Origin of the sequence: Arthrobacter sp. R4, assembly GCF_051365025.1 — a bacterium.
Classification (GTDB): Bacteria; Actinomycetota; Actinomycetes; order Actinomycetales; family Micrococcaceae; genus Arthrobacter.
In genome coordinates this window covers 98386-111616 of sequence record NZ_JBLWIJ010000033.1, presented here as the reverse complement: position 1 = coordinate 111616, position 13231 = coordinate 98386, and the positions used below count along the sequence as shown (strand labels likewise).

Sequence of the window (13231 nt, the reverse complement as noted above, 5' to 3'; positions counted from 1 at the left end):
GTGAAAATCATGAACGAAACCCCCGACGGGGACTACCAGACCTACAAGGCCGAATCCGGCGGGTTCGTCCGCGAACACTTCTTCGGCAAAGACCCGGCCACCAAGGACCTCGTCGCGGACCTCACCGATGACCAGATCTGGAACCTCAAACGCGGCGGCCACGACTACCGCAAGGTCTACGCCGCCTACAAGGCAGCCACCGAATTCAAGGGCAAACCCACCGTCATCCTCGCCAAAACCGTCAAGGGCTACGGACTCGGACCCCACTTCGAAGGACGCAACGCCACCCACCAGATGAAAAAACTCACCCTCGACGACTTGAAGAAGTTCAGGGATCATCTGCGGATTCCGGTCACGGACGAACAGCTCGAAAAGGACCCGTACCAGCCGCCGTATTTCCACCCGGGCACGGACGCGCCGGAAATCCAGTACATGATGGAACGCCGCGCCGCACTGGGCGGGTCTGTTCCGGAGCGCCGCTCCAAGCACGCTGACATCGCCCTTCCGGACGCCAAGTCCTACGACGTGGCAAAGCGCGGTTCGGGCAAGCAGCAGGCGGCCACCACCATGGCGTTTGTCCGGCTGCTCAAGGACCTCATGCGGGACAAGAACTTCGGCAAGCACATCGCCCCGATCATTCCCGATGAGGCACGGACCTTCGGCATGGACGCCTTCTTCCCGACGGCGAAGATCTACAACCCCAAGGGCCAGAACTACCTGTCCGTGGACCGGGACCTCGTCCTGGCCTACAAGGAATCCGCCCAGGGCCAGCTGATCCACCCCGGCATCAACGAAGCCGGCGCCGTCGCAGCCTTCACCGCCGCCGGCACCGCCTACGCCACCCACGGCGTGCCCCTGATCCCGGTCTATGTGTTCTACTCCATGTTCGGCTTCCAGCGCACCGGCGACGCCTTCTGGGCAGCAGCGGACCAAATGACCCGCGGCTTCATCATCGGCGCCACCGCAGGACGGACCACCCTCACCGGCGAAGGACTCCAGCACGCCGACGGCCACTCCCCCATCCTCGCCGCCACCAACCCCGCGGTGGTCACCTACGACCCCGCCTATGGCTACGAAATGGGCCACATCATCCGAGACGGCATCGAACGGATGTACGGACCGGACTCCACTGACCGGAACCTGATGTACTACCTGACGGTGTACAACGAACCGATCACCCAGCCGGCCGAACCCGAAGAGCTCGACGTCGAAGGTGTCCTCAAAGGCATCTACCTGCTGGCTCCGGCAAAGATCGACGGTCCCCGGACCCAGATCCTGGCCTCCGGTGTCTCGGTGCCGTGGGCGCTGGAAGCCCAGCGGCTCCTGGCCGAGGACTGGGGCGTTTCCGCCGACGTCTGGTCCGTCACGTCCTGGAACGAACTGCGCCGCGACGGCATGGCCGCCGAGGAAGAAGCGTTCCTGAACCCGGGCCAGCCCGCTCGCGTCCCGTTTGTCACCCAGCAGCTCGCTGGTGCCACCGGACCGATCGTGGCCGTTTCGGACTACATGAAGGCCGTCCCGGACCAGATCCGCCAGTTCCTGCCGAACGAGTTTGCCTCGCTCGGCGCGGACGGCTTCGGCTTCTCCGACACCCGCGCAGCAGCACGCCGCTTCTTCAAGAACGACATCCACTCCATCGTGGTCCGTTCCCTGGAGATGCTGGCGCGCCGCGGCGAAGTGGACGCACAGGCACCGGCGAAGGCAATCGAAAAGTACCGCCTGCACAACGTCAACGCCGGTTCCACAGGCAACGCGGGGGGCGACTCCTGATCCGCCCGCAGCTGACCCACAGCCAGCTGCAATGAACGACGACGGCGACCCTCACCGCAAGGCGAGGGTCGCCGTCGTCGTTCCCGGGCCAGCCGTTTACCCGACGGACAAACCTGTGACGCACCACCACGTCGGTTGTAGCCTTTGCACAAATGGAGCTTGCGGGGCAGGCACCGTATGCTCAAAGGATGCCAGAGCCAACTCCCCCGCCCGTGAAGCGCAAGCCGACCTCGCGCAGCATGACTCCGGAGAAATCCGAAACCCTGAAAAAGCTCCGGGCGAGCGTGGGCCAACTGTCCACCACCACCCTGCGGCAGCTCGAAAAGTCACTGCCGTGGTACAGCCGGCTCAGCTCTGACGAACGGTCCGCGCTGGGCATGGTGGCCCAAAACGGCATCGCTGCCTTTGTCACCTGGTACGAGCGACCCAGTTCGCCGTCCTGGATCCTCTCCGACGTCTTTGGTACCGCCCCGACCGAACTCACGCGCTCCATCAGCCTCCAGAAGGCGCTCCAACTCATCCGGATCGTGGTTGAAGTAGTTGAGGACCAGGTCCCCGTGATTGCGCCCGAGGCCGACCAGCCATCGCTCCGCGAGGCCGTGCTCCGGTATTCGCGCGAAGTTGCCTTCGCCGCCGCTGATGTCTACGCACGGGCGGCTGAATCCCGCGGATCGTGGGACACCCGGCTTGAGGCGCTGATCGTGGACGCCATCCTGCGCGGCGAAAACACCGACGCACTGCGCTCACGCATCGCTGCCCTGGGCTGGAAGGCCCAGGAACGGTTTACGGTGATGGTGGGCAATTCTCCGTCAGAACCGAGTGCCAGCTATGTCAGCGAACTGCGACGGCTGGCTGGCCGCTACGCCGAGGACGCCTTGGTGGGAATCCAGGGCGACCGCCTGATTTTGATTCTTGGCGGCGTACAGGACCGCGAAACGGCCTACCTCAAGCTCAGCGAGATGTTTGCCCCGGGACCCGTGGTCTACGGCCCGGAGGCGAGTTCGCTCCTGGAAGCCAGCGGGTCCGCGCAGTCCGCCTTTGCCGGCCTCACGGCAGCCAAGGCGTGGCCTTCGGCTCCGCGGCCCGTAGCCGCCGACGATCTGCTGCCTGAACGCGTCATCTCCGGCGACGACGCGGCGCGCCGGTCACTGGTCAAGAATATCTACCGCCCCCTCGTGGCGGCCTCCAATGGCCTGGTGGAGACGCTGGGTACGTACCTGGAGCTGGGCCACTCGCTTGAGGCGACCGCCCGGGAACTGTTTGTCCATGCGAACACGGTCAGGTACCGGCTGAAGCGCGTCTGTGATGTCACAGGCTGGGATCCACTCCTTCCCCGCGAGGCGTTTGTGCTTCAGGCTGCGTTGGTTGTGGGCCGCCTCGCGGCGCCCCCCAAAGCACCGACCGAGCGTCATCCGGCGCGGAATCAGACCTGAGGCGTTGTAGACTTCCTACAACCTGACCCCGTGAGCTTGGTGCAGAGAAACACCGCTGAATCACACAGTAATTTGGAAAGCTGGATACGTGCTTGCAATAGTCTGCCCTGGACAGGGCTCACAGACCCCGGGTTTTCTGGCCCCCTGGCTGGAACTGCCTTCGGTAGCAGGCCAGCTGGCCTCCCTAAGCGAAATCGCAGGCATCGACCTGACAGCCCACGGGACTACCTCGGATGAGGAAACCATCAAGGACACCGCCGTAGCGCAGCCGCTTATTGTTGCGGCCGGCCTGGTGGCGGCGAAGTCCCTCTTCGACGTCGAACTCAGCTCCCTCCCGGTGATCCTCGCCGGCCACTCGGTCGGCGAAATCACCGCATCCGCCCTGGCCGGAATCCTCACCGAACAGGAAGCCATGACTTTCGTCCGGGAGCGCGCCAACAGCATGGCCGCCGCCGCGGCAGTCACTCCCACCGGCATGAGCGCTGTGATAGGCGGGGACCCTGCAGAGGTCCGGGCCGCGATTGAAGCGTCCGGCGCCACTGCAGCCAACGTCAACGGCGCGGGCCAGACTGTGGCCGCCGGGACCTTCGACCAGCTCAAGGCGCTGGCAGAGAACCCACCCGCCAAGACCCGCATTATTCCCCTCAAGGTGGCCGGGGCGTTCCACACCTCGCACATGGCCCCCGCGGTAAGCGCCCTTGAGGCGCTCAAACCGACCCTGAAGCCGCAGGATCCCCGGGTTCCGTTGCTCTCCAACTTCGACGGCAAGGACGTAACCGGCGGCGTGGCCGGCGTCGACAGCCTGATTGCCCAAGTCTCCCGTCCGGTCCGCTGGGACCTTTGCATGGATACGATGGTGCAGCGGGGCGTCACCGGAGTCATTGAACTGGCTCCTGCAGGCACGCTTGCGGGCCTCGCCAAACGCGGCATGCCCGGAGTCAAGACGGTTGCCGTCAAGACGCCGGATGACCTCTCAGCCGCACTGGCACTCTTCGCAGAATTGGAGGGCAACGCATGAGCGTTCCCACGCTTAAGCAGGCGCCCGTCCAGGAGAACACGCGCATCCTGGGAATCGGCGCTTACCGACCGGACATCATTGTCACCAACGACGACGTCTGCCAGTGGATTGATTCCTCGGACGAATGGATCCGGCAGCGCACCGGCATCGTCACGCGCCACCGCGCTCCGGCCGATGTCAGCGTCATCGACATGGCTGAAGGGGCGGCGCAGGAGGCCCTCAAGCAGGCCGGTATCGAAGCCTCCCAGCTCGGCGCAGTCATCGTCTCCACCGTGACCCACCCCTACGCCACTCCGTCGGCGGCTGCCAGCCTGGCTGACCGGCTGGGCGCCACGCCGGCTCCGGCCTTTGATATCTCAGCAGCCTGCGCCGGCTACTGCTACGGCATTGCCCAGGGCGATGCCCTGGTGCGGTCCGGCGCCGCCAAATACGTCCTGGTCGTGGGTGCGGAGAAGCTCTCCGACGTCATCGACAACCACGAGCGCACTATTTCTTTCCTGCTCGGCGACGGTGCCGGCGCGGTAGTGATCGGTCCGTCCGACACACCCGGGATTGGTCCGTCCGTCTGGGGTTCAGATGGCAGCAAGTGGGACGCCATTGGCATGACGCGGTCCATGCTCGATGTCCGGGCCCTGAGCCAGGCAGCCCGCCAGTCGGACGAGTCCGGTGACTTCGCGCTGCTGGAAGAGGCCCAGGACCTGTGGCCGACGTTGCGCCAGGATGGGCAGACCGTGTTCCGCTGGGCTGTGTGGGAAATGGCGAAGGTGGCGCAGCAGGCCCTGGAGGCTGCCGGTGTGCAGGCCGAGGACCTCGTGGCGTTCATCCCGCACCAGGCAAACATGCGGATCATCGACGAAATGGTCAAAAAGCTCAAGCTTCCCGAAACCGTCACCGTGGCCCGGGACATTGCCGACGCCGGCAACACCTCGGCTGCGTCCATCCCCTTGGCCACGCACCGGTTGCTCCAGGAAAACCCAGGGCTCAGCGGCGGTCTTGCGCTGCAGATTGGCTTCGGAGCCGGGCTCGTCTTCGGCGCCCAGGTAATCGTCCTTCCGTAGGAACGCCCCACCCAGGCAGCATCCGCTGTCTGAACCGTTTCCGGCAGCCCCTGCCGGCAATAACAAGAAAAGGAGCCATCAATGGCTAGCAACGAAGAGATCCTGGCCGGCTTGGCTGAAATCGTCAACGAAGAGACCGGCCTCGCGCCCGAGGCTGTGGAGCTGGACAAGTCCTTCACCGAGGACCTGGACATCGACTCCATCTCCATGATGACCATTGTGGTCAACGCCGAAGAGAAGTTCGGCGTGCGCATCCCGGACGAAGAGGTCAAGAACCTCAAGACCGTCGGCGACGCCGTCAGCTTCATCGCCGGCGCGCAGGCCTAGCCACAACGCCAGCCGCTTGCGGCTTGGCTGGACTGCCGGACCGGGAACTCCGGACCGGCAGTCCAGCCGCATCAAACCGGCAGCCACCTGCCCTACATCCCACACGCGGGACCCCGCCGGAGAAACCGGAGCCGGGCTGCCCACCGACAGAGAGTGATCCCATGACACGCAAAGTAGTCATTACCGGTCTGGGTGCCACCACGCCCATCGGCGGCGACGTACCCACTATGTGGAACAACGCGCTTAAGGGGGTCTCTGGTGCCCGCACCCTGGAGGACGACTGGGTTGCCAAGTATGAACTTCCCGTCCACTTCGCTGCCCGCTGCAGTACCCCTGCCCTCAACGTCCTCAGCCGCGTCGAAGCAAAGCGCATGGACCCTTCCACCCAGTTCGGCGTCATCGCCTCCCGGGAGGCCTGGGCCGACTCCGGTATCACCGAAATCGACCACGACCGCCTTGCCGTTGCCTTCGCTACAGGGATCGGCGGCGTCTGGACCCTGCTCGACGCCTGGGACACCCTGAAGGAAAAAGGCCCGCGACGGGTCCTTCCGATGACCGTTCCCATGCTGATGCCCAACGGTGTCGCGGCAGCCGTCAGCCTTGACCTTGGTGCCCGTGCTGGTGCCCACACCCCTGTTTCTGCTTGTGCTTCGGGCACAGAAGCCCTCCACCTTGGCCTTGACCTGATCCGGTCCGGCAAGGCTGATGTGGTGATGTGTGGCGGCGCCGAGGCTGCCATCCACCCCATGCCGCTGGCGGCGTTCGCCTCCATGCAGGCACTGTCCCGCCGGAATGAGGACCCCCAGGGCGCCTCCCGTCCGTATGACCTCGGCCGCGACGGCTTTGTGATGGGCGAAGGCGCCGGCGCGCTGGTCCTCGAAGCCGAAGAGCACGCTTTGGCACGTGGCGCACGCATCTACGGCGAGCTCGCAGGCACGTCGGTAACCGCCGACGCGTACCACATCACGGCTCCGGACCCCGAGGGCCTGGGCGCTACCCGCGCGCTGAAGGCAGCCATGTTTGACGGCCGCATCCAGGCCGAGGATGTTGTGCATGTCAACGCCCACGCGACGTCGACGCCCGTGGGCGACAAGCCGGAGTACACGGCTCTCCGTGCCGCCCTGGGCAACCACATCGACAATGTGGCAGTCTCAGCGACCAAGTCGCAGATGGGCCACCTCCTGGGAGCCTCCGGCGCCGTGGAGGCTGTCCTGACCGTGCTCGCCGTCTACGAACGCAAGGCACCGGTGACCATCAACCTCGAAAACCAGGACCCGGAAATCCCGCTCGACGTAGTCACGTCCGCGCGTGACCTCCCGGCCGGGAACATTGTGGCATTGAGCAACTCCTTTGGCTTCGGCGGCCACAATGCCGTGATCGCAGTACGCAGCGTCTAGCATCTCCCTAGTGAAAAACAAGGGCCCCGCCGGTTGGCGGGGCCCTTGTTTTGCTATGGAAACGGTTTTGATGCCCGACGGCGGTAACACCTTTCGGGGCGTCAGCCCACTTGGTGGAGCCAGCGCACAGGGGCGCCTTCGGCGGCGTGCCTGAAGGGCTCCAACTCTTCGTCCCATGCCTCGCCAAGGGCCAAGGACAGCTCGTGGTAAACCGCGGAGGGATCACCCGCGCCTGACTCGTAGGCGTACCGGATCCGGTCCTCTGAGACCATGATGTTGCCGTGAACATCGGTCGTGGCGTGGAAGATCCCCAGTTCGGGCGTATGTGACCAGCGGCCACCGTCGACACCTTGGCTTGGCTCCTCGGTGACCTCATAACGGAGATGGGCCCAGCCGCGCAGTGAGGAGGCCAGCTTCGATCCGGTCCCGGGAGTGCCGGTCCAGGAGAGCTCGGCCCGAAACATTCCGGGCGCAGCAGGCTGAGGGGTCCACTCAAGATCCGTTCGCTTGTCCACGACGGATCCAATGGCCCACTCCACGTGCGGGCACAGAGCGGTAGGGGCCGAGTGTACGAACAACACACCGCGGGTCATTGCAACAGACATTCCATCCTCCATAGCTGTAGGTACGTCTTCCCCAACGACCTCTGCCTGGATGAAATGCGCTGTGCCGTGTTCCTGCCGGCTGCGGTTATCCCTGCCTGAATATGTAACTGTGTCCGGACTTGCCATTACGCACGAAGCACTGAGCTTCAAGCGAGACTTGAAAGTTGCCGGACTTGACTCTTATTGTGCCGCACGCCGCCTAATTACGCCACTGCAATTCCTTGGGGCCTTCCTCTGCGTCATTTCCAGCCAAACCAAGGGCGCCACTGGCCGACGGCATACTCAGGCCCGGGGATGTGCCTGCTGGTAACTCTTGCGGAGCCTGTCAACGGAGACGTGGGTGTAGACCTGCGTGGTGGCGAGGCTGCTGTGCCCCAGGATCTCCTGAACGGCCCGCAGATCCGCACCGCCGTCCAGAAGATGAGTAGCCGCCGAATGTCGGAGGGCATGGGGACCCGTGGCCGATGTGTCGCCCAAAGCTTCGAAGAGATCCTTTACCACTGCCCTTACCTGCCGCTGGTCCACCCGGTTGCCCCTTGATCCCAGGAACAACGCGGCTCCGCTCTGGTCCTGGGCCAGCCGCGGCCGGCCCCTGCGGAGCCAGTCATCCATGGCGACCGCGGCGGGAACTCCATAGGGAACGGTTCTTTCCTTGTTTCCCTTGCCGATGACACGGAGCGTTCGGCGGTCCGGGTTGAGGTCGTCGACGTCCATGCCGGCCAGTTCACCCACACGAATGCCGGTAGCGTAAAGGAGTTCCACCATGGCCCGGTTGCGCACGGCGAGCGGCGCTCCTTCCTGGGCAGCCTCCTCAAGCTTGGCCAGCAGCCTCGTTATCTGCTGGGCCTGCAGGACACCGGGTAGGGACTTTTCCTTTTTCGGGGCCTTCAACCGAAGCGAGGGATCCTCGTTGATGAGTTCTTCCCGGAGTGCCCAGGCAGTGAAAGACCGCGCCGTAGCCGATCTCCGGGCGAGTGTGGAGCGGGCGGCCCCCGCCTCGCTCTGGACACCAAGCCACCGCCGCAGGGTGCCAAGTTCAAGGCCGGGCAGGTCCGTAACGCCTTCGGACGCGCTGTATGCCAGCATGCTCCGGACGTCAGCAAGGTAGGCACGGACGGTGTGCTCGGACCTGGCCCGCTCCCCCGCCAAATATTTGCCGAAGGCTTCGGCTGCCCGCGCAAGGGCCGGCGGCAATTCCTGAATCTCCACATGCTTACTCTCCCAGCATTTGTTCGCAGATAAAGGCCGGACACAGCAATCTAGGCTGACCCTTTGGCACGCTTCCACCCGCCCCGTTCAGAAAGGGCCAGTCCGAGGAGCCCCAGTCTTCCCAGCCCGGCCCGCACTGATTCCTGGCTGAGCCCTGCAACGGAACATAGTTTGTCCACAGAAGTTGCGGACCTGAGCGGCAAGGCGTCAAGAAGGATCAGGTCTTCAAGGGTCAGGCCGTCGTGCTCTGCTGCGCGTCCCGTCCGGGCTTCCGGAACGGCTTCGCCGCTCGGTGAGGCTAGCTCGGCTATCTCACCGGCATCTGTGACGCAGACGGCCCCGCCGTCCCGGAGCAGTCGGTGGCACCCCGCCGAATTGGCACTATGAACGGATCCCGGGACCGCGCCGACAGCCCTGCACAGGGTTTCTGCGTGATGGGCTGTATTCAGGGCCCCTGACCGCCAGCGTGCTTCAACCACCACCGTCACGGCGGAAAGTGCAGCGATAAGCCGGTTGCGCTGAAGGAACCTGTACCGGGTTGGGGCGGACCCCGGGGGAACCTCGGCCAGGACGGCTCCCTGGTTACAGACCGCCCGGAGCAGGTCCTCATTCCCGGAAGGATAAAACCGATCCACACCGCCAGCCATCACGGCGATGGTGGGTACAGCGCCGGTTCCCCCGGCAAGGGCGGCACGATGGGCGTGGGCATCGATGCCGTAGGCCCCGCCGGACACAACCGTAAAGCCACGCTGGGCCAACGAGTATGCGAGGTCGCCCGTGACGGACGCGCCGTAACTGGTGCTGTCCCGTGAGCCCACGAGCGCCACGCACCGGGAAACATCCGGGAGCGGCTGTTCCAGACCGCGCCACCACAGGCACATGGGCTCCTGGAGTCCGAGCTCCGCCAACTGCGCGGGCCACAAGTCATCGGACGGGACAATCAGCCGGCCTCCGAGGCGGGCCATAGTGGCCAAATCCCGCTCGGGTGCAAGGTCCGGAATCCTGGGGGCCCAGCGTTTCAGGGCCGCCCCCATCCCAGCCCAGCTGGTTCCTGCTCCGTTGTCCGCCAGCAACGCCGTGATTTCCTGTTCCAGTGCCGGTCCGGCGGCCAGTTGGCCAGTAGCTATCCGCAGCGCGTCGGTGGCTCCAGCTGCTTTGACCAGCGCGAGTCCTGCCGCATCCTGCGGCTCCATCAGCCGCGACAATGAGGCGCGCGTTATCCGTTCGTTGTCCATGGCCAGTTCCTTATGCCACTGCCGAGGCAGCCTGCCGCAGGCCCAGGGCCTGTCCAATGTCATTGAGGTCCGGCCTGTCACGATGGGCAAGATCGGCCAGAGTCCATGCGAGCCGCAGCACCCTGTCATAGCCTCTCGCCGTCAGGACGCCGCGCTCCAGGGAGTTGTCCAGGATGCGGGTCGATGACGCCGGGAGTCGGAGCTCGCCTCGCAGGATCCGGCCAGGAACCTGCGAATTGGTTTCCAGGCCAAGGGGGTGCAGCCGTTCGGACTGCCTGCGGCGGGCGGCACGCACGCGCTGCGCCACCGCAGCGGTGTCCTCTTCCCTGCCGCACTGGCCGAAGTCCGCCAAGGAGACACGCTCCACCTGCAGCTGGATGTCCACCCGGTCCAGCAGGGGTCCAGACATCCTGGCAAGGTAGCGGCGCCGCATCATGGGGGTGCACGTGCAGTCCAGGCCTTTACCCGAGGCCTTTCCGCAGGGACATGGATTGGCGGCCAGGACCAACTGGAACCTGGCAGGATACGCGGCTGTCCCGGCGGAGCGATGGATCACGAGCTCCCCGCTCTCCAGCGGCTGCCGAAGGGCATCAAGGACCCGGCGTTCGTACTCAGGGGCTTCGTCAAGGAACAAAACGCCACGGTGGGCCCGTGATGCGGCTCCTGGCCGCGGCAGTCCTGATCCGCCTCCGATGATTGCGGCCGCAGTGGCGGAATGATGCGGGTTCTCAAACGGTGGCCTGCGGAGGAGCTGTACGGCAGAGGAAGGCAACCCGCAGAGTGAATGAATGGCGGTGACTTCCATGGCCTCGTTGTCGGCGAGGTCCGGGAGCAGCCCTGGCAGCCGCTCCGCCAGCATGGTCTTTCCGGCGCCCGGCGGTCCGGTAAGCAGCAGATGGTGCGCACCGGCGGCGGCCACTTCAAGCGCCCTTCTGGCGTCACCCTGCCCTGAGACGTCGGCCATGTCGGGCACGGCTTCGTAGCCTGCTTCCGTCCCGTTGGGATCCGGAGCGTCGTCGGGTTCGAAGTCCAGCACCAGTTCCTGCGGGTCGGCGCCGCAGTCCAGTGCCAGTCTGGCAAGGGTCCGATAGCCTCTGACGTTGGCACCGGGTACCAGCGCGGCCTCGGCCAGGTTTGCCTGAGCCACGACGATGTCGGGGTATCCGGCCTGCACCGCAGCCATCACTGCCGGAAGGATGCCCCGCACCGGCCGTAACCGGCCGTCCAGCCCTAGTTCGGCTATGAAGACAGTGCGCTCGGTTGGTTTGATGTCGTTCGCGGCACGCAGGACTGCCATGGTGACTGCGAGGTCGAAGCCTGAACCACGCTTGGGAAGCGAAGCCGGGATCAGGTTAGCTGTGATTTTTCTCCGGCTCAGCGGAATCCCGGAATTCTTGGTGGCCGAGCGTATGCGCTCCTTCGCCTCGTTGAGGGCAGCATCAGGCAGGCCAAGAAGGATAAAAGCGGGGAGGCTCTGTCCGATGTCGGCTTCGACCTCGACGATGTACCCGTTCAACCCTACGAGGGCAACCGAGTAGGTGCGGCCCAAAGCCATTTACACCACTCCCCTGAGGTGTTCCACGACGGGCTCGCCAACGCCGTCGTCCAGCACGGCGATGACATCGACTCTCCGCAGCGGCATCCGAACGTCGCTCTCGCGGCACCAGGCTGCACCCAGGCGGTGGAGCCGCGCCAGCTTGGCTTCCCCCACAGCCTCAAAGGGATGGCCGTAGTCGAGCGAGCGGCGTGTCTTCACTTCGGCGATCACCAGGGCGTCCCGGTCCAGGGCGACAATGTCGATTTCGCCCTCGGTGCAGCGCCAGTTCCGTTCCACCACCAGCATGCCCAGCGATTCAAGATAAACGGCGGCGAGTTCCTCGCCACGCCTGCCTAACAGGTCTTTGGATTTCATTGCTACCTCCGCAAACCAGCCTGCAGGAGCAGGACCGCGGAGGACAGGGACCTATTGGCCTATGTGGGCAACCCGGCCGGCTACCGGGGGTGTTGAGGACAAGTGGCGATCAGGCAGGGCGTCTGGCAGGCCGAGAAGCGGGGGCGTCAGTTGCCAAGGTCAACGTCCTTGGGCAACGCCAGTTCTTCGTTGCGGGGAAGCTCCTCGACGTTGACGTCCTTGAAGGTCAGCACCCGGACGCTTTTGACGAACCGGGCTGAGCGATAGACGTCCCATACCCAGGCGTCCTGCAGTGTCAGGTCAAAGTAGACTTCGCCGTCGGCGCTGCGGGCCTGGAGATCAACGTGGTTAGCCAGGTAGAAACGCCGTTCGGTCTCGACAACGTAGCTGAACAGCCCGACGACATCGCGGTATTCACGGTAGAGCTGAAGCTCCATGTCGGTTTCATAGTTTTCAAGATCCTCGGCACTCATGCTTCCATCTTGCACCATTGAGCGCGGCGCTGGCGTCACAGCGAAGGGCAGGCGTCAGAGTTCTCCGCCAAGCAGCCGCCAGCTCACGCGGTGATAAGGCGTGGGGCCTGCGGCACGGAGGACATCGCGGTGCAGGGACGTGGCGTAGCCTTTGTTGATGTCCCAGCCGAAATCCGGAAATTCGGCGTGCAGTTGGCGCATTTGCTGATCACGTTCGACCTTGGCTATCACGCTGGCGGCGGCCACGCTCAGGCACTGCATGTCTGCCTTCACGCGGGTATGGACGGGCGCGGCGCAGGCGGCGTCGCTCGGGGCCTCATCAAACAGTGAGGGCTGCTCAGCCGGTGAGAGCCAGTTGTGGCTGCCGTCCAGGAGCACGATGTCGGGGGTGATTCCTGTGGCCAGGACGTCCATCCAGGCGCGGGTACCTGCCAACCGGAGCGCGGCGATGATGCCCAGCGCGTCGATCTCCGCCGCCGAGGCGTGCCCTACCGCCGAAGCCACGCTCCACTTGCGGACCAACGGTTCCAGGCGTTCCCGTTCTGCGGGGCTGAGCAGCTTGCTGTCCCGCACACCCGCGAGCGGCTTTTGGGCAAGGAGGTCGACGACGGCGATTCCCACGCTCACGGGCCCGGCCAGGGCGCCGCGCCCCACTTCGTCCACGCCGGCCAGGTACCGGGCACCGAGGGCTTTGAAGGTGCGTTCGTGGCGCAGGGTGGGGGCCTTGGAACGTGGCCCGGTGGCAGGCCGCGCAGCAGCCTTGGCTGGAGCGACGGGTATTGCTGCGGACATCC

The 13231-nt window shown here is 65.0% G+C and carries 13 protein-coding genes; 6 read left to right on the top strand and 7 right to left on the bottom strand.

Annotated features, from left to right (window positions below; all coding sequences use genetic code 11):
* From ACLKOZ_RS19575 to ACLKOZ_RS19550, 6 genes are all read left to right on the top strand, one after another.
* Positions 1 to 1770 (top strand): transketolase-like TK C-terminal-containing protein (locus tag ACLKOZ_RS19575; RefSeq protein ID WP_436477554.1); only part of this gene is annotated, 1770 nt, incomplete at its 5' end.
* 188 nt (positions 1771 to 1958) lie between these two features.
* Entirely contained in the window at positions 1959 to 3203 is a 1245-nt protein-coding gene (locus ACLKOZ_RS19570; protein WP_436477552.1) for a PucR family transcriptional regulator, read from the top strand.
* A gap of 88 nt (positions 3204 to 3291) precedes the next feature.
* Positions 3292 to 4221, top strand: a complete 930-nt coding sequence (locus ACLKOZ_RS19565; RefSeq protein WP_436477550.1) for an ACP S-malonyltransferase — start codon at positions 3292 to 3294, stop codon at positions 4219 to 4221.
* Positions 4218 to 5279, top strand: a complete 1062-nt coding sequence (locus ACLKOZ_RS19560) for a beta-ketoacyl-ACP synthase III (RefSeq protein ID WP_337348887.1) — start codon at positions 4218 to 4220, stop codon at positions 5277 to 5279. The genes ACLKOZ_RS19565 and ACLKOZ_RS19560 overlap by 4 nt, the downstream gene beginning before the upstream one ends.
* A gap of 81 nt (positions 5280 to 5360) precedes the next feature.
* Positions 5361 to 5606 (top strand): acyl carrier protein, encoded by a 246-nt coding sequence (locus tag ACLKOZ_RS19555; protein WP_009359314.1) that lies wholly within the window; start codon positions 5361 to 5363, stop codon positions 5604 to 5606.
* Between the two features lie 161 nt (positions 5607 to 5767).
* Positions 5768 to 7003 carry a beta-ketoacyl-[acyl-carrier-protein] synthase family protein gene (locus ACLKOZ_RS19550; protein ID WP_436477547.1) on the top strand — a complete coding sequence of 412 codons (1236 nt, stop codon included), beginning with the start codon at positions 5768 to 5770 and terminating at the stop codon, positions 7001 to 7003.
* A gap of 101 nt (positions 7004 to 7104) precedes the next feature.
* Here ACLKOZ_RS19550 and ACLKOZ_RS19545 read toward each other — a convergent pair whose 3' ends face one another.
* From ACLKOZ_RS19545 to ACLKOZ_RS19515, 7 genes are all read right to left on the bottom strand, one after another.
* Positions 7105 to 7608 (bottom strand): DUF3145 domain-containing protein, encoded by a 504-nt coding sequence (locus tag ACLKOZ_RS19545; protein ID WP_436477545.1) that lies wholly within the window; start codon positions 7606 to 7608, stop codon positions 7105 to 7107.
* A gap of 282 nt (positions 7609 to 7890) precedes the next feature.
* Positions 7891 to 8817: a tyrosine recombinase XerC gene (locus tag ACLKOZ_RS19540; protein ID WP_436477543.1), complete on the bottom strand. Its 927-nt coding sequence runs from the start codon at positions 8815 to 8817 to the stop codon at positions 7891 to 7893.
* Between the two features lie 50 nt (positions 8818 to 8867).
* Positions 8868 to 10052, bottom strand: coding sequence for a DNA-processing protein DprA (gene dprA, locus ACLKOZ_RS19535; RefSeq protein WP_436477541.1), 1185 nt, complete (start codon positions 10050 to 10052; stop codon positions 8868 to 8870).
* Positions 10053 to 10062: 10 nt separating this feature from the next.
* Positions 10063 to 11607 (bottom strand): YifB family Mg chelatase-like AAA ATPase, encoded by a 1545-nt coding sequence (locus ACLKOZ_RS19530; RefSeq protein ID WP_436477539.1) that lies wholly within the window; start codon positions 11605 to 11607, stop codon positions 10063 to 10065.
* Positions 11608 to 11964, bottom strand: a complete 357-nt coding sequence (locus ACLKOZ_RS19525; protein ID WP_436477537.1) for a YraN family protein — start codon at positions 11962 to 11964, stop codon at positions 11608 to 11610.
* Positions 11965 to 12110: 146 nt separating this feature from the next.
* On the bottom strand, positions 12111 to 12437 hold the full coding sequence (locus tag ACLKOZ_RS19520) for a DUF2469 domain-containing protein (protein ID WP_056335405.1): 327 nt from the start codon (positions 12435 to 12437) through the stop codon (positions 12111 to 12113).
* Positions 12438 to 12491: 54 nt separating this feature from the next.
* Entirely contained in the window at positions 12492 to 13229 is a 738-nt protein-coding gene (locus ACLKOZ_RS19515) for a ribonuclease HII (protein ID WP_436477535.1), read from the bottom strand.
* Positions 13230 to 13231 lie beyond the last annotated feature (2 nt).